The organism is Nocardioides sp. (assembly GCF_036405735.1).
GTDB lineage: Bacteria > Actinomycetota > Actinomycetes > Propionibacteriales > Nocardioidaceae > Nocardioides.
In genome coordinates, this window is sequence record NZ_DASWXC010000058.1 from 60,839 (window position 1) to 80,635 (window position 19,797).

Below are 19,797 nucleotides of genomic sequence, written 5' to 3' on the forward strand. Positions count from 1 at the left end.
GTGCCGCGAGGCCAGCCGGAACGCATGCCGGACGAGCCCTCGGACCCCGAAACGGATGGGGCGTCGCATCGGGTCAGCTGATCCCCGGGAAGTAGCCGCCGGACCAACCGGCGTTCACGGCCTTCGTCTCGCAACTGTCGACCGCACCTGCCGCGACACTGATCTTCAGGTTCGGCAGCGTGATGTTCCCGACGATCTGGGCCTGCAGCAGCTTGCCGTAGACGGTGGTCAAGGTGGCCTTCGTGGCGTCGATACCGGTGAAGCCCTGCCCATTCATGCGTCCGCCGTTCAGGCTCATGTTCCAGATGCTGGAGTCGTAGTCCTCCAGCAAGCCGTTGGTGAAGGCGGAGTTGGTCTGGCCGAGTGGGTTTCTCGAGAACGGCGGCGCTCCCGGTACGGTCGTGATGTCGGGTGTGCTCAGGCCGATCTGGGCGGAGCCCTGGAGCTGGATGCCGCTGCCCTTGGCGTTGAGCTCGGCGACATCGAAGGCGGCGTTGGACGCGGTGATCTCGTTGCTGGTGTTGTTGCCGTCTCCACCCGTGAGAGTGATCGTCAGGGCGCTGAAGCCCGCCACGCTCTCCGTCTTCGAGATGCAGATCCCGTTCATGGTCGCGCCTGCGAACCCAGCCCGCAAGACGTTGCGCACGTTGCCGTCCTTGCCCTTGACCACTGTCATGCCGAATCCGGCATCGGTGGCGATGATGCGGCTGGTCGCGAACGAGACGCCCTTGTTCTGGATCACCAGCGTCGCGTCGAGGCCGAACGCTTCCCTCCAGATGGCGAGCCCGAAACAGGTCAGGACCGCGATCCCGGCGACCATCGCCCCCGCCGAGCGTCCCCAGCGGGTGCCGAACCGTGCCTCGCTCGTCATCTCATCCACCATCAGTCGTCGTTCGGGTAGTCGAGGGAAGGGTCGCACCTCGCGGTGGTCTGGCACACCGTGATCCTGGTGTTCGGCAGCTGCACCGAGGTCAGCGGGCTGCTGACACCGCCGGGCGGATCGCTGTACGGATCGGTGGTGGTACCGCCGTGCGTGATCAGGTACTGGAACGACAAGTTGAGCTGCTTGATGTAGAACGTCTGCACGCCGAGGATCCACGCCAGCCCGGCCATGCTCTCCAGCTTGATGCCCTGGCAGGTGTGCATCGTGGCGAACAAGTCGTTGTTGTGGTACTTCGTGCCCCCGGCGATCTGGCAGCCGGTGCCACCGGCGGTGATGTTCTCCGGGCCCACCGAGAAGCTGCTGGCGCCGTCGGCGATGACGTCGGTGATGACGCCGTTGCCGCCCAAGGTGATCGGCCCGTCGGGCGCGAAGCGGAGCACGTAGGGCTTCGCGGGCTTCGGGTCGGGGGTGCCCGCAGAGCTGGCATACAACGCGACATCGTTGCGGTTGTTGCCGTCCAGGTTGTTGACGCCCAACTCACAGCCACTCACCGGCTGACCAGAGCCGGAGCACAGGTTCAGGGCCTTGAAGGCGATTTGGTACAGCGGGGCCGAGCCGCTGGCGGCGTAGTAGAAGTCGTTGTCGGGGTTCTTGGCGTAGATGCCATCGACGCGAGCGATGACATAGGGATCCTGGGTCCCCTGCGCCGTACCGTTGCCCGTGGAGAAGTTGTTGAGACCCGCCTCGAACTTCCAGGGCACCCCCGCGAGGCAGGGATAGGCGTTGGTGCCGCTAATCTCGCCGTTGACGCTGTCGTTGGAGAGGTTCACCGTCTGGCGCCGCTGCTGAGTGTTCGTGCCCTGGGAGCACTGCAACGGCTGGTAGTTCGGGCCGATCGAGTTGACCGCGCCGGCGCCGTCGTTCGGAACCAGCAGGATCGCGACGGCGGCGAGAATCCAGAGGGCCAAGCCGACCACGAACCGCTGTTTCTCGCGGGAGAGCGTCAGGCCGGACATGTCATTCCTCGACGTCTCGGCGTCGGCGGCGAGCACGGCCCGACGTGCGCTTCGGCTTCTTCTCGCCCCACGCCCAGATCATCGACGAGCCGATGATGCCCAGCACCGAGCCGAGCAGGTAGCCACCCAGGTTGGCGGTCGGGAACGCCCCCAACGCGATGAGGAAGGCCACCAGGCCGCACAGCGCCTTGTACTGCGGCGCCAGCCAGGTCGTCACGCCGAACAGGACGAGCCCGCCACCCATGACGTAGCCGGCGGCGTAGGACCAACCGCCGGTCAGGGCGAGCCCGATGGAGAACGACATCGCCCACATGAGCTCCAGGCCGGCGAGGATGCACCACAGCCCGCCCCAGAACGGCCGGGTACGGCGGAAGGCGGTGAACCAGCGCCACCCGGCGCGCGCCAGACGACCGGCAGGGGCGAAAAGGGCAGCCGGCCGTGCGGTGGAGCGCGTCTGCGTCGACCCCGCGGTCGACTCGTCGGGCGTCGGGTCGGGCTGGGGATCGGTCACGATGCCGAAGGTATCCGTCATGAGCTCTGCGCCTCCGTCGGGCAGTCGGCCTGCGTCCGGACGCCGGGCAGCACGGTGACCCGCAGCCCCGGCAGCGAGACCTGGCCCGCCAGGTTGATGCCGTAGGAGCCGCCGTCGAGACCGGCGATGTTCAGGTAGCGGGAGAAGAGGCCGAACGCGCCCTCCGCGGGTGCTGTCCCGCCTCCCGAGGTCGGCCACGTAATGCCGGCGCTGGGCCCGACGCTGCTGCCGTCCTGACCCAGGTTGAGGCCGCTGATCCGGTTGCCGTAGCCCGTGAGCCCGTCGGAGTTGAGGAACATGTCGGCCACGCCGACGGCACCGTCCAGGCTCGCGCCGGTCAGCCGGCCGTCGGCATCCAGCGAGACCGGCATGCCCGCCCCGTCGGTGGTCAGAAGCGACGCATCGTCGAAGGCCGCGCGCACCGGCGCACCCGCCGTGATGATCAGCGAGACCGTCCCGACACCCAGCAGGTTCTGCTGGGAGATGGCGCACAGCCCGGACAGCTTGGCCTCCTTGAAGCCGAGCTCCGCGACGCCCACCTGGCTGGTGGTCGAAGCACCGTTGTTGCGGCCCACGAAGCCTGCGCCGTACAGGCCCTGGACGTAGTTGGAGTAGATCTTGAACTGCTGGTCCGCGGTCGTGAAGTTGACCGCGAGCACCTCGGCGCTGACCAGCTGGTGCAGGCCGGTGAGCGCCGCGAAGCCGACCGCCATCGCCGGGAGCGCACGCAGGCGGGTGTGCCCCACGACCCGGGCGGAGCCGGGCGTGCGGCCGGAGCGCGTACGTCGTCCTCGCAGAGCCATCGGTCAGGGCATCGTCAGCCGGGAGCTCGTCATGAGCAGTCGGCCTGGGTCTTGTTGCCGGGCACGACCTTGATCTGCAGCTTCGGCAGGGTGATGGCTCCCGCCAGGTTGATGCCGTAGGTCGAGCCGTCGAGGGCGGCGACGTTGAGGTAGTTGGCGTAGAGACCGAAGTTCCCCGCCGTCGGGCCGGCGGTGCCCGGGAAGTCGTTCGCGGTGCCGTCGTTGTTGCCGTCGAGGCCTGCGGACGCCGCGACCGTGTCGGCCGACTGGCCCAGGTTGAGACCACTGATCTTGTTGCCGAAGCCGGCGAGCAGGTCGGCGTTGACGTACAGATTGTCCGCGGAGACGGCGTTGGTCGCGCTGGCGCCCGCCAGGCTGCCGGCGGTCGGGCCGGTCCCACCCACCGTGGTGATCGTCGTCCCGCCCACGTTGATGCTGCTCGCCGCCGGCGTGATCGTGGTGTAGTTGTCCGGGATCGCCTCGCCCGCCGTGATCATCAGCGAGTAGTCGGTCAGGGTCGCCCCGAGGATGCTGATCTTCTCCTGGGCGATCGCGCACAGGCCGGACAGCTTCGCGTAGTGGATACCGAGCTCCGCCACCCCGACGTTCGTGCCGTCCTTCTGCGAGCTGGTGTTGAGATAGCCGGCCGCCTGCTGGGCGTCGAGGTAGTTCGAGTACAGCTTGAACGTCTTGTTGCCGGTGGTGAAGTTGACCGCCAGGACGTTGGCGGAGACCAGCTGGAACATCCCCGCCAGACCGACCAGGCCGGCGACCGCCGGCGCTAGAGCGCGCTTGCGGGTCCCGCGGCGGCTCGCCTCGGCGCTGGCCATCATCTGCCGGTGGCGGGTGCGGTTCGTCGCCACGAACTCCTGCACGCTCGCGCGCGCTCGCTCGATGGTGACGTCCTTGACCGCCGCGACGAACGAGGTGCCCTCGCCGTCGCGACGTGTGGGTGCTCGATTGATCCGCTTCATGTTGGTACTGCTCCCTCTGAGGCGGGCCCTGCCCCTCCGCAGGGCCCTGGTGTGGCGAGAGGTCAGCCCACGACGGGCTGGTTCCCACCGTCGCGCAGCGCGCGCTTGCCCGCCTGGCGGGCGGCGGCGCGACGCGCCCGCCGACGCTCGTCACGAGCGGCGAAGCGAGCCAGTTGCTTGTCGGTGTAGGGCGCCCAGCCGAAGATGAGCCCCGAGCCGACGATCCCGAGCACGGTGCCGATGATCCAGCCGCCGAGGTTCGCCAGCGGCAGCGCCGCCACCGACAGCATGGCGGCGATGATCGCCGGGAAGTGGCGCTGCGCCGGCAGCACCACGGCGATGCCTGCGGCGGCGGCCATGGCGCACGCCAGGAAGATCGGCGTCATCCCCTTGACGCCGAGGTGGACCAGGAAGCCCCAGGAGGCTCCCAGCAGTGGGTTCGCGATGAAGTAGGCGCCGGCCGTCAGCAGGATCGCGCCCCAGAACGGGCGCGTGCGGCGGAAGCGCCGGAATCTGAGTCGGGCGCGTCGCAACGGGCCCGGGCGTGGCGTGGCGGTGATGGTCCCGTCAGGGGCGATCAGATCGGTGCTCATGGGCACTCTCCGATGGTGTCGCAGGCGAAGGTGGAACGATGCCGAGGACGGTGCTCGCGGCCCACCGGGCCGCGAGCACCGTCACCTGGCGTCGATCAGCCGCAGGCCGAGAACTCGGCGGCCTCGTCAACTCCGCCGGTACCGGCGTCGTCCTTGGGGATCAGGTGCGGCGTGACCTTGAGGTCGTTGAGCGCCAGACCCTGGAGCGTGATCGCGTACGACGTCGCGCTGAGGTCGTTCAGCTTGTTGTCGCTGACGTAGCCCGAGTCCGGGATCGCGTCGGCGTCGGGGCCGTCGACGGTGTAGCCGGCGGTCGAGTCGTACGCCGCCAGACCGAAGTCGTTGGCGGAGTAACCGGCGTTGCCCTCGCGCAGGTTGACGAGGTTGCCGGCGACGGCGGCGTCGTTCTCGATCTCGGACTGCGCGACACCGATGTTGGTGACACCCATCGTGGTGCCCGCGCCAGCGGCGAGCTCCTTCGCGTTCAGCGAGACGTCGGGCAGCTTGACGTCCGGGTCGGCGGAGTCGATCTGGAGCGCCAGACCGGAGCCGTTGACACCGAGCGCCGACAGCAGCGCGCCGCCGATGCCGCCGAAGCCCTGCTTCGCGCCGACACACATGCCGTTGAGGTGCGCGTCGTTCACGTCGGCGAAGACGACCTCCTCGGCGTCGGCGGCCTGGATGGCGCCGGTGCCCATGGCGACGGCCTTGGCCTGCAGCGTGTCGGACTGCAGCTCGAAGCCGTTGGCCGACGAGAGCGCCGCACCGACCATGCCCTGCATGATCGCCACGCCGAGACCGGCGCTCGCGACAGCGGCCGGAACCGTGATGGCCGCGAAGCGACCGACACGGGTACGACCCATACCCTTTTCCTTCATCATTGAATTTGCTCCCTCGTTGGTCGCTCGGTCCCTCCTCGAGCGATGTAAGCCAAGAGACCCCCCTCAGGGTTCAGTGGCAATGGTCACAGTGGCGGAGACCACCTGCACCGTCAAGCGGTTTTGGACATTTTCTCGAAAGATGTCCATTCGCCCCAGCGCCTGCGACGACGTCGTTACGCTGCCGCGGCCGGGTGCCATCAGAGGCCGAACCGACCATGACAAGCAGGTGGATGTGACACGCTCGAGACTCGGGAGCGGGCGGGCCTCCGTCGCGCGTGTCGCAGGGATCGTCGCTTTGGTCCTGTTCCTGCTCGGTCTGCTCCTCGCCGTGATCGCCCTGACCTTCTCGGTCGAGGTCAGCGGGAGCTCCATGGAGCCGACCCTGCACCCCGGCGACCGGCTCGAGGTCGACGTCCTGCACCGCAAGGACATCAACCGGTTCGACCTCGTCGAGGCCGCCGAGCCCGACAACGGCGCCGCCATCGTCAAGCGCGTCATCGGCCTGCCGGGCGACCAGGTGAAGATCCGCTCGGGTGACGAAGGGGCGCGGGTCCTCGTGCGGCCGAGCGGCTCGCGGTCGACGTACGTCGTCGACAACCCGGCCTGGGGCGACCAGCTCGCCCACGACGCCGCGGTGTGCTGCACCGCCGACGGCACGAACGGGCAGGAGGAATGGGCGACGATCCCCGACGGGTCCTACTGGCTGCTGGGCGACAACTGGAGCCGCTCGACCGACTCCCGTTCCTTCGGCTTCGTGACGCAGGGCGGTGTGAAGGCCAAGCTCTGGTTCCGGATCCTCCCGCGGGACCGGTTCGGGCGGGTGCGGACCGACGCCCGGCTGGTGCGCACCGCTCAGGCCGACTGAGCGGCGGCCGATGTACAGATCGGTACGCGTTGTCGAGATGAGGTCGCGCCGATACGTACTAGCGGGTAACCTCCGTGCCCTGGTGGCCGTCGTCACACCCGGCGAGGGCGGGTGGGGCGCTGGGAGGCGACCACCACACCGACTCGGGAGGGAACGCGTATGACGCCACTGGAAGGGGAGCGTCGCCGGTGAGCGAGTTCTGGCACGAGATCCACTGGGTCCACTTCTGGTCCGTCCCGGTCTTCACGGCGGTCATCGGCTGGCTGATCAACTGGTCGGGCCTGTGGATGCTCTTCTCCCCGATCCACTTCCACGGGTTCCACGTCAAGGGGCTCAAGGACATCGCCGGCGTGCTGCCCTACAAGATCCAGGAGATCCCCGGCATCCTGCGCGGCGGCATCGGGTGGCAGGGCATCGTGCCCGCGCGCGCCGCCAAGATGGGCTCGATCGCCGTCGACAAGGCGCTCGCTCGGATGGCCACCGCCCGCGAGTTCTACGAGCAGCTCGAGCCGGAGCAGATCGCCGAGCACATCGTCACCGTCTTCAAGCCCGAGATCCCCGAGCTCGTCGACGAGATCATGTGGCGCGAGCACCCGCGGTTCTGGAAGGACCTGCCACGGTCGGTCCGCAACGCCATCATCGAGCGCGTCCAGACCCAGCTGCCCGGTGTCGTGCACCGCGTGACCGAGGAGATCGGCGAGCACGTCGACCAGATCCTCGACCCGAAGATCATGGTGATCGACAACTTCGAGAAGAACCCGCAGATCGTGGTCCGCATCTTCAAGGACTTCGGCGCGCGCGAGCTGCGGATGATGGTGATCTTCGGCTTCATCTTCGGCTTCCTGCTCGGCATCCCGGTCGCGTTCCTCGACCAGCTCTTCGGCAAGTGGTGGCTGCTGCCCGTGCTCGGCATCGTGGTCGGCTGGGTGACCAACCTGCTCGGCATGTGGCTCATCTTCAGCCCGGCGGAGCCGGTCAAGATCGGACCCTTCAAGCTGCAGGCCCTCTTCGCCCGCCGGCAGTGGGAGGCCTCCGACGTCTACGGCAAGCACATCGCCATGGACGTGATCACCCTCGAGCGGATCGGGGACCACCTGCTCAACGGACCCAGCGGCGACCGCACGCGGCAGATGCTGGCCGCCGCGCTGGAGCCCGCCATCGACAAGGCGATCGGCCCGACCGTCGGCGCGGTGCGCGTCGCGGTGGGGGCCCGCCGGTTCGACGCCATCAAGTCCAGCGTGGCCGAGACCGCCGTCGACTACACCCTGGCGCCGTTCAAGGACGCCGCCTTCAGCGAGCAGCAGTCCCAGAAGATCCGGACCCTCATCGCGGAGCGGTGCCGGGCGCTGCCCGCCCCGGTCTTCGTCGAGATGATGCGGGCCGCCATCAAGGAGGACGAGTGGCTCCTCTACGCCCATGGCGCCATCATGGGCTTCGCGGGTGGTCTGCTCCACCTGTGGATCTTCGGCGTGGGAGGCGCAGGATGATCGACATGTCCCCGGAGGTCGTCGACGAGTACGGCGACCCCCTCAGTGGCCTGCGTGCCGTGGAGCCCGTGCCGCCCCGGCCCAGCGCCGTGGGCACCGCCCTCGAGGTGCTGCCCGGCGTGCTGCGGATCGGCGCCGAGACGGTCGTCCACACGACGGCCTGGACCGCCACGATGTACGCCAGGGGCTGGCTGCGCATCGCCAAGGCGGTGGTCGACGCCGAGTCGGCCGCCCAGCTCAGCGACGATCTGGGCGTCGTCACCGGCGCGGCCCTCGACGTCGTCCGCACGGTCGGCCGCGGCCCCGGGCTCGGCCGGCTGGTCGGCAAGCTCGGCGTACCCGCCCTGGAGCGGGTCAAGGAGACCTTCGAGCAGCACGGCAGCCAGCGCCGCGAGACCGAGGAGGAGCGCCTGCGCCGTCACGCGAACGCCCTGCTCCAGCGCTCCCGCGACGTGTGGCGCACCGAGGAGCGCCACCCGGCGTACGAGACCATCCTGCGCGAGCTCGCCCCCGACGAGGCGCGTCTGCTGGTGCTGCTGCTGCGCGACGGGCCGCAGCCCAGTGTGGACGTGCGCACCGGCGGCGCGATGGGCAGGCTGCAGTCGCGGATCGTCGCGCGCGGCCTGACGATGATGGGCTCGCGCGCGAGCGTGCGCTACCCGCACCTGGTGCCGTCCTACCTCAACAACCTCACCCGCCTCGGCCTGATCTGGCAGTCACCGGAGGCGTTGCGCGAGCTGTTGCGCTACCAGGTCGTCGAGGCGCAGCCCGACGTGCTGGAGGCCAAGCACTCGGTGCGGTCGGCGAAGGTGGTGCGCCGCTCCATCCACCTGACGCCGTTCGGCTCGGAGTTCGCCCGGATCTGCTTCGCGACCGAGGAGGAGACCGACGCGGACCTCTTCCCGGCCCACGAGGCACCACCGGAGGCGGCCACCGAGAGCGTCGTCGACGGCTGACACCAGTCGAGCCGCGTCAGCGGGTACGGCGCCAGACCACCATCGAGCTCGGCGGCTCCGGGCGCCGGAGCACGGGCAGCTTGTTGACCGGCTCGGCCGTACGCCGGCCGGCGACCGCCTGGCGCAGGGCGTCCCGGGTCGCCGCGAGCTCGGCGACGAGCTCCTCGTTGCGGGCCGCGAGGGCCGCGACGCGGTTCTCGAGGTCGAGGATGCGGCGTACCCCCTCGATGCCGATGCCGGCGGCGGTCAGGTCGGCGATCTGCCGCAGCCGCTGGATGTCGGTGTGGGAGTAGCGCCGCCCACCGCCGCCGGTGCGCCCGGGGGTGATCAGGCCCATCCGCTCGTAGGTGCGCAGAGTCTGCGGGTGCAGTCCGGTGAGCTCCGCCGCCACGCTGATGACGTAGACGGCGGCGTCGGCGTTGGGCGGTGTGATCACGCCTGGGCCTCCTCGAAGAGGTTGGCCCGCAGCGGGCTGCTGGCCGTCGCGGCCCGCAGCGCCTCCACCGCTGCCTTCGCCTCGGCGTTGAGCACGGCCGGGACCTGCACCTCTACGGTCGCCAGCAGGTCGCCGCGGGTGCCGTCGGCCCGCTGGGCCCCCTTGCCGCGGACCCGGAACGTGCGGCCGCTGGGCGTGCCGGCCGGGATCTTGAGGGTGACCGGGGCGCCGCCGAGGGTCGGCACCTTGATCTCGGCGCCCAGCGCCAGCTCGTCGAAGCTCACGGGGACGTCGATCGCCAGGTTGTCGCCCTTGCGGGTGAAGACCCGGTGGGGCGTCACCTTCACCGTGACGTAGAGGTCGCCGTTGGGGCCGCCGCCCTCGCCGGCCGCGCCCTTGCCGCGCAGCCGGATCCGCTGGCCGTCCTTGACGCCCGCGGGGATGCGGGCCGAGATGGTGCGGCCCGACAGTCCCCGTCCCGAGCCCTTGCAGGTCGGGCAGGCCTCGTCGTACACCAGCTGTCGGCCGCCGCACCGGGGGCAGGTCTCGTTGAGGGAGAACGCGCCACCGACGGTGTTGACGACGTAGCCGGCACCCTCGCACTCGGGACACACGTGCGGCTTGGTGCCGGGCTTCCCGCCCGTCCCGCTGCAGTCGGGGCAGGGGGCGTCGGAGGTGAGCCGGAGCTGGATCGTGACGCCCTCGAGGGCCTCGGTGAAGCCGATCGTCGCGGTGGTCTCGATGTCGGCACCGCGCTGGGCCCGGGGGCGCTGACGGCCGCGACCGAACCCGCCGCCGAACCCACCGCCGAAGAGGTCGCCGAACATGTCGCCGAAGCTGCCGCCCGGCGTGCCCGCCGTGCCGCCCGCGCCGGCGCGGTCGCCGAACAGGTCCTCGAAGTTGTAGCCCCGGCCGCCGGGGAACCCGCCGGGGAACGCGCCGCCGCCGTAGAGCGAGCGCATCTCGTCGTACTTCTTGCGCTTGTCGGGGTCCCCGACGACGTCGTAGGCCTCGGCGACCGCCTTGAACTTCTCGTGCTTGGCGGCGTCACCCGGGTTGGAGTCGGGGTGGTTGGCGCGCGCCAGCTTGCGGTAGGCCTTCTTGATGTCGTCCTGGCTCGCGTCCTTGGCGACGCCGAGCTCGGCGTAGAAGTCCTTCTTGGCCCAGTCGGCCCGGAAGCCCTCGTCAGCCATGCTCCCCTCCTCTCAACGTTGAATCCCGTGTTGTGGCCCTTCGAGACCCGGGTGGTGGCCCTGCCGCCCGGCGGCCACTGGGCCACGAGGCGGGTCTCAGGGGGCCACAACCCGGGTCTCGACTGCTATTCGGGGTCGACGACCAGAACCTGAGCCGCGCGTACGACGCGGTCGCCGATCCGGTAGCCGCTCTTGACGATCACCTTGACGGTGGTCTCGGTGACCTCGGCGTCGGTGCCGAGGTGCGACAGCGCCTCGTGCAGGTTCGGGTCGAACCTCTCCCCCGGTGCGCCGAACCGGGTCAGGCCCAGCCCGGCCACGATCCGCTCCAGCTGGTCGGCCACGGCCTTGAAGCCGGCGTTGTCGGGGCCGAGCTCGCCGTGCTCACGGGCCCGGTCGATGGTGTCGAGCACCTCGACGATGGGCGCGAGCGCGGAATAGGTCGCGTTCTCCCGGACCAGCTCGCGGTCCCGGTCGACCCGCCGCTTGTAGTTGACGTACTCCGCCTGCAACCGCTGCAGGTCGGCGGTGAGCTCGTCGATGCGTTGCTGCGGGTCGGGCTCGGACTCGGGGGCCTCCTCGGCGGGGACCTCGGGCTCAGCGACCTCGGGCGCAGCGGCCTTCGGCGCCGGAGTCTCCTCCGGCGCCGGAGCGCTCTGCTCCTCGGTCACTTCTGCTCGCCCGGCTCGTCGTCGACGATCTCGGCGTCGACGACGTCCTCGTCGGCCTCGCCCGTCGCGCCGGTGGCGCCACCGGCCGCGGCCTGCTCGGCCTCCGCGGCGGCGTACATCGCGGCGCCCATCTTCTGGCTGGACTCGCCGAGCTTGGTCACGGCCGCCGAGATGGCGTCCTTGTCGGCGTCGGCGTCCTCGAGCACCGCCTTGAGGGCGTCGACGTCGGCCTGCACCTCGGTCTTGACGTCCTCGGGGAGCTTCTCGGCGTTGTCGGCGAGGAACTTCTCGGTGGTGTAGACGAGCGTGTCGCCCTGGTTGCGGACCTCGATGGCCTCGCGCCGCTTGGCGTCCTCCTCGGCGTACTGCTCGGCCTCGCGCACCATCCGGTCGATGTCGTCCTTCGACAGCGCGCTGCCGCCGGAGATCGTCATCGACTGCTCCTTGCCGGAGGCCTGGTCCTTCGCCGTGACGTGGACGATGCCGTTGGCATCGATGTCGAAGGTGACGTCGATCTTCGGCACGCCGCGCGGCGCCGGCGGGAGACCGGTCAGCTCGAAGTTGCCGAGGGGCTGGTTCTGCGACCACATCTGGCGCTCGCCCTGCGCGACCTTGATCTCGACCGACGGCTGGTTGTCGTCGGCGGTCGTGAAGGTCTCGGTGCGCTTGGTGGGGATGGTCGTATTGCGCTCGATGAGGACGGTCATCACGCCGCCCTTGGTCTCGATGCCGAGGCTCAGAGGGGTGACGTCGAGGAGCAGCACGTCCTTGACCTCGCCCTTGAGGACGCCGGCCTGCAGGGCGGCGCCGACGGCGACGACCTCGTCGGGGTTGACGCCCTTGTTGGGCTCCTTGCCGCCCAGCATCTCCTTGACGACGTCGGTCACGGCCGGCATGCGGGTCGAGCCGCCGACGAGGACGACGTGGTCGATCTCGCTGAGCGCGAGACCGGCGTCCTTGAGGACGTTCTGGAACGGGACCTTGGTGCGCTCGAGCAGGTCGGCGGTGATCTTCTGGAACTCCGCGCGGGTCAGCCGCTCCTCGAAGTGCAGCGGGCCGTTCTCGCCGTGGGTGATGTAGGGCAGGTGGATCGTGGTCTCGCTGGAGGAGGAGAGCTCGATCTTCGCCTTCTCCGCGGCCTCCTGGAGCCGCTGCGCCGCGATCTTGTCGGCGGCCAGGTCGACGCCGTTGGCGTTCTTGAACTTCGTGACCATCCACTCGACGATGCGGGCGTCCCAGTCGTCACCACCGAGGTGGTTGTCGCCGCTGGTGGCCTTGACCTCCACGACGCCCTCGCCGATCTCCAGCAGCGAGACGTCGAAGGTGCCGCCACCGAGGTCGAAGACCAGGATGGTCTGGTCGTCGCCCTTGTCCAGGCCGTAGGCCAGGGCGGCCGCGGTGGGCTCGTTGACGATGCGCTGGACGTTGAGCCCCGCGATCTCGCCGGCCTCCTTGGTGGCCTGCCGCTGCGCGTCGGAGAAGTACGCCGGCACGGTGATGACCGCGTCGGTGACCGGCTCGCCGAGGTAGGCCTCGGCGTCGCGCTTGAGCTTCTGCAGGATGAAGGCGCTGATCTGCTGCGCCGTGAAGTCCTTGTCGTCGATCGCGATCTTCCAGTCGGTGCCCATGTGGCGCTTGACCGACCGGATGGTCCGCTCGACGTTGGTCACGGCCTGGCGCTTGGCGACCTCGCCGACCAGCACCTCACCGGACTTGGCGAACGCGACGACGGACGGCGTCGTGCGCGCGCCCTCGGCGTTCGCGATGACGGTGGGCTCGCCACCCTCGAGGACGGCGACGACGCTGTTCGTCGTGCCGAGGTCGATACCGACCGCACGTGCCATGGGTTCATTACCTCCGTTGGGAAAGTCTGGTTCGCCGCCATCCTGCCGCGGCCCCCACAGTCTGACAAAAGAGTTGAGTCGATTCAACTCAACTTCTCTCAGGCGGCTCAGCGCAGGGGCGTTGGCGCCGGGCGGACCCGGCTCGGAGCCCCATCAGCCGACGACGACCACGACCTCGTTGGACACCTTGCCGGAGTCGGTGTCACGCATCCGGAAGCGCTGCTCACCCGATCGCCCGGTCTGCACGTAGGTCGCGAACGTCTCGCCCTGGACCGCCACGTCGATCGAGGCGAAGTCCTCCCAGGCGCCGTCCTCGAAGCGCTGCACCTGCAGGATCGCGCCCTCGCCCCCGGGGTAGACGCCGGTCAGGTCGATGCGGCCCATCGACGGGACCCGGGGCTGCCCCGTCTGCAGGCTGATGGTGCCCGGCGCGGACGCTGTCGTCGGCGGCGGCTCGGCCGGCTCGACGATCTCGCCCGGTGGCGCCGCTCCCGGCGACAGCGTCACCAGCGGCCCCGACGGCTCCACGGTCGGCTCGGGCGTCGGCAGCTCGAGGGACGGGCCGACCTCCACGGCGGCTTCGGATCCGCCACCGTCTCCGAGCCCGGTGACGCGGGCCGCCATCAGGGCGACCAACCCGAGCAGCAGGCCGACGGCCAGGCCCACCGCGACCAGCGCGACCAGGCCAGCAGCGACGGGGTGCTGCTCGTCCGAGTCCACGCTCTCATTGTTGCCACCGGCCCCAAGCCACCCGGGCCGGGGACCCAGGGCTCAGCCCAGCAGTCCCTGACGCCGGGCGATGGCCGCCGCCTCGGTGCGACCGGCGGCACCGAGCTTGCCGAGGATGTTGGAGACGTGCACGGAGACCGTCTTGGTGCTGATGAAGAGCAGCTTGCCGATCTCACCATTGCTGCGCCCGGCGGCGACGAGCTCCAAGATCTCCCTCTCGCGCGGCGTGAGCGTCTCCGAGGCGCCCGGCTCCCGGGCCGCCGGAGCGCCGAGGCCGTCGAGCTCGTGCACCAGGGGCCGCGCCCCGAGCCGGGTCGCCGCTGCGCGGGCCTCGTCGGCGATGCTGCGCCACGACGCGTCCCCCGACGCGCGCAGCACGCCGGCCAGCACGACGCGGACGTGGGCGAGCTCGTGGGCGTGTCCGAGCGTCTCGAACGCCGACTCGGTGGCGCGCCAGGCCGCACACAGGCCGGCGGCGTCCGGCGGCCGCTTGCCACCGGCGAGCCAGCGGGCGCGCAGCACCTCGGCGGTCAGCCGCTCACCCCAGGCGCGGCCCTCGGGCCCCCACTGACCGGGCTGGCCGGCCGGATCCGTCTTGCGGGCGACCACCCTCTGTCCTTCGGCCGCCAGCCGCTCCACGTCCTGCAGGACCTCGGACCGCGCCGCTGCCGGAAGGGTCGGCAGCACGGCGTTGAGCGCGTCGATCGCCTGGGCCGCGAGGCGCAGCCGGGCGTCGAACCACTCGTGCCACATCATCGCGAGCGCGGCGACCGCCTCTTCGTAGACCGCCACGACGCCGCGGGCGTCACCGCGGCGGGCGGCCTCGACGAACTCCAGCGAGGCGGCGTGGATCGTGATGATGCCCTCGAGATGCCAGAACGGTCGCAGCCGCAGCGCGGCATCGGACACGTCCGCGCCGCGCGCCTGCTCGATCGTGAGCCGGTGCACCTCCAGCTCCGCGGCCGCCACGGGCGGCGCCTGCCGGGTGTCGGCCAGGTCGAGCGCCTCGTCCCAGCGACCCAGCAGGACGAGCGTGCTGATCAGCTGCGCGCCGCACTCCAGGGCGTACGGCGCCCACGGGATGCCTGCCGCGAGCGCTCGCTCCCGCCCACTGCGGAACCAGCGCACCGCCTCGTCGAACTCGCCGTGGTCCTGGAAGGACCGGCCGAGCAGGAACCGGCCGCGCACCGAGGCCGCCACCGCGCCGGCCGCCTCCGCACGGTCGACGGCGTCGCCGAGGGCGGCGCGCAGGGCCTCCTTCGGACCGGTCTTCTTCAGCCCGCTGAGGGTGGTCACGACCTCGGAGACCAGCTCGGGGTGGTTGAGCCGCTCGGCCAGGGCGAGCGCCTCGAGACCGGCCTGCTCGGCCTCGGCGTACTGCCCGAAGCCGGCCGCGATCCGGGCGTAGCTGGAGAGCACCCGGGCGCGCAGCGCCGAGTCGTCGTCCGGCACCAGCTCGAAGGCGGCGGTCGCGAGCCGGACCGGGTCGTCGCCGGCCTCGGTGACATAGAGCGCCTCGGCACGGGCGATCAGGAGCAGCGCGCGGTCGCTCGGCGCCACGTCCGGCGGCAGCCGGTCGAGCCGCTCGGCTGCGAGGGCCGCGGCGCGCACCGGCTGGCCCGAGGCGGCCAGCGCCTCCACGGCCTTGGCGGTCAGCGCCACCACCTCGGCCACGGGAGCGGCGTCGCGGGCGGCGAGCAGCTCCAGCGCCTGCTGGTAGTGCTGCGCCGCCTCGTCGGGACCGCCGACCGTGAGCGCCTCGTCGCCCGCGCGGACGCTGGCGGCGTACGCGGTGTCGAGGTCGCGGGCGAGCAGCGCGTGGCGGGCGAGCTCGGCGGCGGTCCCCCGCCCGCTGGTGGCGGGGTCGAGCAGGGCCGCGACGTACTTGCTGTGGAGGCGGGCGCGCTCCCCCGGCAGCAGGTCGTCGTAGACCGCCTCGGCGAGCAGCGCGTGACGGAAGGCGTAGCGACCGGCGCCCCCGACGGTGAGGACGTTCATCTCGACGGCGCGACGCAGGGCGTCGTCGAGCGAGGCGGCCGGCAAGCCGGTGACGTGGGCGAGCAGCTCGTGGCTGACCTCCCGTCCGGCGACCGCGGCGGTGCGCACCGCCTCCCGGCTGCCGTCGTCGAGCCGGTCCAGCCGGACCAGCAGTACGTCGGCGAGGCTCCAGGGCAGCTGGTCGGAGCCGCCGGCGGAGGCGACCAGCTCCTCGACGAAGAACGCGTTGCCCTCGGCGCGGGCCACGATCGCGGCGAGGTCGGCCTCGGGGACCGGCTGCGGAGCGATCGCGCCGACCAGCGCCCGGACGGCGGCCTCCGACAACGGGCCGAGCGAGACGCGCTCGACACTGCCCAGCCGGGTCCACTCGGCAACCTGGGGCCGCAGCGGGTGGCGCCGGTGCAGGTCGTCCGAGCGGTAGGAGGTGACGATGCGGACCGGACCGTGGAAGGGGCGCGCGAAGAGGAAGCTGAGCAGGTCACGGGTGGAGCGGTCGGCCCAGTGGGCGTCCTCGACCACGAGGAGCAGGGGTCCGTCCTCCGCGAGCGCCTCAAGCAGGCCGCGGACGGCGTCGAGCAGGCTGCCCCGGTCGATGCTGCCCTCGTGGGTCTCGCCCGCGGCCAGCACGCGTCGGCCGGGCTGGAGGCGCGTCAGGGCGGGATAGTCACCCGCCACCCGGTCGACGACGTCGGCCCGGGCGGCGGCGACCCGCGCCAGCACCTCGGAGAACGGCAGGTAGGGCAGCGCGCTGTCGCCGAAGTCGAGGCAGTGGCCGACGTACACCTGCCAGCCCGCGGAGGCGGCGGTCTCGGTGAGCTCGACCAGCAGCCGGGTCTTGCCGACGCCCGCGTCGCCCGAGAGCAGGACGTGGCTGCCACTGGCAGCCCCGGCAGCACTGTCGGCCGGGATGCCGAGCAGAGCGGTGAGTTCCGCGAGCTCGGCCTCCCGGCCGACGAGGACGTGCTGTGGGGGCATGAGCCCCATGATGTCGTGTCGCGCCGACAGCTGGTCCGGGTGTCCCGGCGCCAGCGGCAGCAGGTCAGTCACCGAGGCGGCTGACGCCGTCGAGCCGGCGGGGGCGGCGGCTCCTCAGGCGGGCACGCTCCTTGCGTCCGACGATGCCGTCGCGGATCTGGCCGCTGCGGTAGTCCATCTCGGCCCGCACGTAGCGGGTGTCCATCGGGTTCATCTCGTGCTCCTCAGCGTCGTGGTCGATGACTCGACTCTCGTCCGCTGAGGTAGCAGCGCACATCGGGACGGTGCCCTATCCCTGCCCGGGCCGGGCGCGGTGACCTACCTCAGATCGCCGGCCCGGCTACCTCAGGCCTCGCCGGCCGCCGCCCGGGCGGCCCGCTCCGCGACCGCGTGCTCGTCGGTCCGGGCGTCGTAGCCCCAGAAGCTGCGCAGCCACAGCGCCGTGGCGGTGACGCCCACGATGCACGCCAGGCCTCCGGAGCTGATCGCGCCGCGCACCGACCACAGGTCCGCGGTCAGGCCGGCGCGGACCTGCCCGCCGAGCGGCCCGATCGAGTACGACAGCATCTCGATGCCGGCCAGACGCCCCCGCATCGCCTCGGGGATGGTCTGGCTCCACACCGTGCCGCGGAAGGTGCCGGAGATCATGTCGGCGGCGCCGGCGGCGGCCAGGCACACGGCCACGAGCCCGATCGAGGGCATGACGCCGGCGAGCGCGATGCACCCGCCGTACGCCGCGGCGGCGAGCACGATCGCGCGGCCGTGATGGTGGACCCGGCCGGTCCAGCCCGACAGCGCCGTGGCGGCCATCGCGCCCAGGGTCTCGGCGGTGTAGAGCAGGCCCAGCAGCTCGGGACGGTGGAAGACGTCCTCGACCAGCGCGGGGAACAGCACCACCGGCATCGCCAGCAGCATCGCGGCGATGTCGACGAAGTAGGTGCCGAGCAGGTCGCGTCGCCCGAAGGCGTAGCGCAGGCCCTCGCCGATGCCCTGCAGGCTGGGCGGCGTTGTCTCGGCCCGGTGCGGGTAGGGCCGCATGGCCGCGTAGAGCAGCGTCGCCACGGCGAGACCGCACACGTCCACCACGAAGCACCAGCCGACCCCGACCGTCGCGAGCAGCAGGCCACCGATCGCGGGACCGGCCAGCAGGCCGATCTGCGCGCCGAACCCGGCCAGCGCGTTCGCGGCCGGCAGCTGGTCGTGGGCGACGGTGCGCGGCAGCAGCGCCTCGCGGCTCGGTCGCTGCAGCGACTGCGAGGACGTCAGCAGGGCCGCGAGCACGAAGATCAGCCAGACCCGCGGCTCCCCGGAGAGCGCGTTGGCGGCGAGCGCCGCCGTGAGCACCGCCTGCGCCACGCCCGTCACCACCAGCAGACGCCGCCGGTCCACGTGGTCGGCCAGCGCGCCGCCGTACAGGCCGAAGACGAGGACCGGGACCAGCTCGACGATGCCGACCAGGCCCACCATCACGTTGGAGCCGGTCAGCTGGTAGAGCTGGTAGGGCAGCGCGACGTAGCTGACCATGCCGCCGAGGTAGAAGACGGTGCCGGAGGCCCACAGCAGCCGGAAGTCGCGGGACTCGCGCAACGGCGTGGTGTCGACGCGCAGCGCGCGCAGGCGGTCGGTCCAGGTCACGGGCGCCGATGCTCGCCCAGGGCGTCGTCCGGCGCCAACTCCACAACCGCTCGCGGATCCGCGTGGGGCCTGGGGCATGCTGGCCGGCATGGAGTTCACCGACGTCGTACGTCGTCGCAAGATGGTCCGCAACTACGACCCCGAGCCGCTCGACCCGGCGGTGGTCGACCGGGTGCTGCGGAACGCGACCAGGGCTCCGAACGCCGGCTTCAGCCAGGGCTGGTCGTTCCTGGTGCTCGACACCCCGACCGACACGGAGCGGTACTGGCGGGCGTGCACCGAGGGCGGCGACTCGACCGTCGAGGAGCCCGACGAGTGGCTCTCCGGGATGATGAGGGCGCCGGTCGTCATCCTCCCGTGCAGCTCGAAGGCGGCCTACCTGCGCCGCTACGCCGAGGACGACAAGGGCTGGACCGACCTCGACGAGTCCCGCTGGCCGATGCCGTTCTGGCACATGGACACCGCGATGGCGGCGCTGCTGATGCTGCAGACCGCGACCGACGAGGGCCTCGGCTCCTGCTTCATCGGCGTGCCCACACCGCGGGTGCAGCGGGTCAAGGACGAGTTCGGCATCCCGCCGGAGTGGGACCCGATCGGCGTCGTCACCATCGGCCGCGCCGCCTCCGGTGGCGCCCAGGGTTCCCCCGCCACGCGCCCCCGCAAGCCCATGGCCGAGGTCGTGCACCGATCGACCTGGTGATCTCGTCGAGTCCCGGGTTGGCGTGGGTCGAGTCCCGGGTTCCCGTGGTTGCGGGTCGACCTAGGCTGGGTGGCATGGCCGACCGGCAGCCCGACCGCCGACCCCGCGAGGGATCGGCCGAGGCGGCTGCGCGGATCAAGCAGCAGCACACCTGGGTCGACCTGCAGGTGCGGCAGGCGATCGAGCGCGGGGACTTCGACGACCTCCCTGGTGCCGGCAAGCCGATCGAAGGGCTCGGCGAGGAGCACGACCCCGACTGGTGGCTGAAGAAGCTGGTCGAGCGCGAGCGCCTCGTGGTGCTGCCCCCGTCGGTGCAGCTGCGCAAGGAGGACGCCGAGCTCGAGGCCGAGCTCGACCGGCTGGCCTCCGAGAGGCTCGTCCGCGAGCGCGTCGAGGACTTCAACAGCCGGGTGATCGCCGCCCGCTACCGGCTCCCCGAGGGTCCGCCGCTGATCACGATGCCGCGCGACGTCGACGAGACGGTCGCGGCGTGGCAGTCCCGCCGCGCGGAGCGCCTCGCCGCCCGGCGTACGTTGGAGGCGCCGGCGCCCCGCAGGCGCCGCTGGTTTCGTCGGCGCTGAGATCCACGACAACCCGGGACTCGACCCACGGCAACCCGCGACTCG

20 protein-coding genes are annotated in these 19,797 nt (G+C 71.2%); 5 read left to right on the plus strand and 15 right to left on the minus strand.

What is annotated here, in order from left to right:
* Nucleotides 1-73 precede the first annotated feature (73 nt).
* The 7 genes from VGE38_RS09215 to VGE38_RS09245 form a co-directional block, all read right to left on the minus strand.
* Nucleotides 74-883: a DUF6230 family protein gene (locus VGE38_RS09215; RefSeq protein WP_331142239.1), complete on the minus strand. Its 810-nt coding sequence runs from the start codon at nucleotides 881-883 to the stop codon at nucleotides 74-76.
* Nucleotides 883-1,899, minus strand: a complete 1,017-nt coding sequence (locus tag VGE38_RS09220; protein WP_331142240.1) for a hypothetical protein — start codon at nucleotides 1,897-1,899, stop codon at nucleotides 883-885. The genes VGE38_RS09215 and VGE38_RS09220 overlap by 1 nt, the downstream gene beginning before the upstream one ends.
* Nucleotide 1,900: 1 nt before the next feature.
* Nucleotides 1,901-2,431 (minus strand): DUF6114 domain-containing protein, encoded by a 531-nt coding sequence (locus VGE38_RS09225; protein WP_331142241.1) that lies wholly within the window; start codon nucleotides 2,429-2,431, stop codon nucleotides 1,901-1,903.
* Nucleotides 2,428-3,234, minus strand: a complete 807-nt coding sequence (locus VGE38_RS09230) for a DUF6230 family protein (RefSeq protein WP_331142242.1) — start codon at nucleotides 3,232-3,234, stop codon at nucleotides 2,428-2,430. The genes VGE38_RS09225 and VGE38_RS09230 overlap by 4 nt, the downstream gene beginning before the upstream one ends.
* Nucleotides 3,235-3,263: 29 nt before the next feature.
* A complete protein-coding gene (locus VGE38_RS09235) occupies nucleotides 3,264-4,208 on the minus strand; it encodes a DUF6230 family protein (protein WP_331142243.1) in 945 nt (314 codons plus the stop codon).
* Between the two features lie 62 nt (nucleotides 4,209-4,270).
* A complete protein-coding gene (locus VGE38_RS09240; RefSeq protein WP_331142244.1) occupies nucleotides 4,271-4,801 on the minus strand; it encodes a DUF6114 domain-containing protein in 531 nt (176 codons plus the stop codon).
* Nucleotides 4,802-4,896: 95 nt separating this feature from the next.
* Nucleotides 4,897-5,664 carry a hypothetical protein gene (locus tag VGE38_RS09245; protein ID WP_331142245.1) on the minus strand — a complete coding sequence of 256 codons (768 nt, stop codon included), beginning with the start codon at nucleotides 5,662-5,664 and terminating at the stop codon, nucleotides 4,897-4,899.
* A gap of 313 nt (nucleotides 5,665-5,977) precedes the next feature.
* Here VGE38_RS09245 and lepB point away from each other — a divergent pair, with 313 nt between their 5' ends.
* The 3 genes from lepB (at nucleotide 5,978) to VGE38_RS09260 (ending at nucleotide 8,990) form a co-directional block, all read left to right on the plus strand.
* Entirely contained in the window at nucleotides 5,978-6,547 is a 570-nt protein-coding gene (gene lepB, locus VGE38_RS09250; RefSeq protein WP_331142246.1) for a signal peptidase I, read from the plus strand.
* 188 nt (nucleotides 6,548-6,735) lie between these two features.
* Complete coding sequence (locus VGE38_RS09255) at nucleotides 6,736-8,034, plus strand: DUF445 domain-containing protein (protein ID WP_331142247.1); 1,299 nt, start codon at nucleotides 6,736-6,738, stop codon at nucleotides 8,032-8,034.
* Nucleotides 8,031-8,990 carry an Abi-alpha family protein gene (locus VGE38_RS09260; protein WP_331142248.1) on the plus strand — a complete coding sequence of 320 codons (960 nt, stop codon included), beginning with the start codon at nucleotides 8,031-8,033 and terminating at the stop codon, nucleotides 8,988-8,990. Before VGE38_RS09255 ends, VGE38_RS09260 begins: the two co-directional genes overlap by 4 nt.
* A 16-nt stretch (nucleotides 8,991-9,006) precedes the next feature.
* Here the strand turns inward: VGE38_RS09260 and VGE38_RS09265 are convergent, their stop codons facing one another.
* From VGE38_RS09265 to VGE38_RS09300, 8 genes are all read right to left on the minus strand, one after another.
* Nucleotides 9,007-9,426 carry a heat shock protein transcriptional repressor HspR gene (locus VGE38_RS09265; RefSeq protein ID WP_331142249.1) on the minus strand — a complete coding sequence of 140 codons (420 nt, stop codon included), beginning with the start codon at nucleotides 9,424-9,426 and terminating at the stop codon, nucleotides 9,007-9,009.
* The gene (gene dnaJ, locus VGE38_RS09270; RefSeq protein ID WP_331142250.1) at nucleotides 9,423-10,619 is read right to left on the minus strand and encodes a molecular chaperone DnaJ; all 1,197 of its coding nucleotides are present in this window, start codon (nucleotides 10,617-10,619) and stop codon (nucleotides 9,423-9,425) included. The genes VGE38_RS09265 and dnaJ overlap by 4 nt, the downstream gene beginning before the upstream one ends.
* Nucleotides 10,620-10,744: 125 nt before the next feature.
* Entirely contained in the window at nucleotides 10,745-11,290 is a 546-nt protein-coding gene (locus tag VGE38_RS09275) for a nucleotide exchange factor GrpE (protein ID WP_331142251.1), read from the minus strand.
* Nucleotides 11,287-13,134 carry a molecular chaperone DnaK gene (dnaK, locus tag VGE38_RS09280; protein WP_331142252.1) on the minus strand — a complete coding sequence of 616 codons (1,848 nt, stop codon included), beginning with the start codon at nucleotides 13,132-13,134 and terminating at the stop codon, nucleotides 11,287-11,289. The genes VGE38_RS09275 and dnaK overlap by 4 nt, the downstream gene beginning before the upstream one ends.
* A 153-nt stretch (nucleotides 13,135-13,287) precedes the next feature.
* Nucleotides 13,288-13,854, minus strand: coding sequence for a hypothetical protein (locus VGE38_RS09285; protein ID WP_331142253.1), 567 nt, complete (start codon nucleotides 13,852-13,854; stop codon nucleotides 13,288-13,290).
* Nucleotides 13,855-13,905: 51 nt separating this feature from the next.
* Nucleotides 13,906-16,908 (minus strand): helix-turn-helix transcriptional regulator, encoded by a 3,003-nt coding sequence (locus tag VGE38_RS09290; RefSeq protein ID WP_331142254.1) that lies wholly within the window; start codon nucleotides 16,906-16,908, stop codon nucleotides 13,906-13,908.
* On the minus strand, nucleotides 16,901-17,050 hold the full coding sequence (locus tag VGE38_RS09295) for a hypothetical protein (RefSeq protein ID WP_331142255.1): 150 nt from the start codon (nucleotides 17,048-17,050) through the stop codon (nucleotides 16,901-16,903). Before VGE38_RS09295 ends, VGE38_RS09290 begins: the two co-directional genes overlap by 8 nt.
* Before the next feature lie 131 nt (nucleotides 17,051-17,181).
* On the minus strand, nucleotides 17,182-18,471 hold the full coding sequence (locus tag VGE38_RS09300; RefSeq protein ID WP_331142256.1) for an MFS transporter: 1,290 nt from the start codon (nucleotides 18,469-18,471) through the stop codon (nucleotides 17,182-17,184).
* An 88-nt stretch (nucleotides 18,472-18,559) separates the two neighbouring features.
* On the opposite strand from VGE38_RS09300, the gene VGE38_RS09305 reads away from it, so the two are divergent.
* Together VGE38_RS09305 and VGE38_RS09310 are read left to right on the plus strand one after the other, a co-directional pair.
* The gene (locus VGE38_RS09305) at nucleotides 18,560-19,171 is read left to right on the plus strand and encodes a nitroreductase family protein (RefSeq protein ID WP_331142257.1); all 612 of its coding nucleotides are present in this window, start codon (nucleotides 18,560-18,562) and stop codon (nucleotides 19,169-19,171) included.
* A 74-nt stretch (nucleotides 19,172-19,245) separates the two neighbouring features.
* Nucleotides 19,246-19,752 carry a DnaJ family domain-containing protein gene (locus tag VGE38_RS09310; RefSeq protein WP_331142258.1) on the plus strand — a complete coding sequence of 169 codons (507 nt, stop codon included), beginning with the start codon at nucleotides 19,246-19,248 and terminating at the stop codon, nucleotides 19,750-19,752.
* Nucleotides 19,753-19,797 lie beyond the last annotated feature (45 nt).

Bases quoted from the DNA above. Each gene is read 5' to 3' on its own strand.
- VGE38_RS09215 (WP_331142239.1), bottom strand. From the start codon at position 883: ATGGTGGATGAGATGACGAGCGAGGCACGGTTCGGCACCCGCTGGGGA.
- VGE38_RS09220 (WP_331142240.1), bottom strand. From the start codon at position 1,899: ATGTCCGGCCTGACGCTCTCCCGCGAGAAACAGCGGTTCGTGGTCGGC.
- VGE38_RS09225 (WP_331142241.1), bottom strand. From the start codon at position 2,431: ATGACGGATACCTTCGGCATCGTGACCGATCCCCAGCCCGACCCGACG.
- VGE38_RS09230 (WP_331142242.1), bottom strand. From the start codon at position 3,234: ATGGCTCTGCGAGGACGACGTACGCGCTCCGGCCGCACGCCCGGCTCC.
- VGE38_RS09235 (WP_331142243.1), bottom strand. From the start codon at position 4,208: ATGAAGCGGATCAATCGAGCACCCACACGTCGCGACGGCGAGGGCACC.
- VGE38_RS09240 (WP_331142244.1), bottom strand. From the start codon at position 4,801: ATGAGCACCGATCTGATCGCCCCTGACGGGACCATCACCGCCACGCCA.
- VGE38_RS09245 (WP_331142245.1), bottom strand. From the start codon at position 5,664: ATGGGTCGTACCCGTGTCGGTCGCTTCGCGGCCATCACGGTTCCGGCC.
- VGE38_RS09260 (WP_331142248.1), top strand. From the start codon at position 8,031: ATGATCGACATGTCCCCGGAGGTCGTCGACGAGTACGGCGACCCCCTC.
- dnaJ (WP_331142250.1), bottom strand. From the start codon at position 10,619: ATGGCTGACGAGGGCTTCCGGGCCGACTGGGCCAAGAAGGACTTCTAC.
- dnaK (WP_331142252.1), bottom strand. From the start codon at position 13,134: ATGGCACGTGCGGTCGGTATCGACCTCGGCACGACGAACAGCGTCGTC.
- VGE38_RS09295 (WP_331142255.1), bottom strand. From the start codon at position 17,050: ATGAACCCGATGGACACCCGCTACGTGCGGGCCGAGATGGACTACCGC.
- VGE38_RS09305 (WP_331142257.1), top strand. From the start codon at position 18,560: ATGGAGTTCACCGACGTCGTACGTCGTCGCAAGATGGTCCGCAACTAC.
- VGE38_RS09310 (WP_331142258.1), top strand. From the start codon at position 19,246: ATGGCCGACCGGCAGCCCGACCGCCGACCCCGCGAGGGATCGGCCGAG.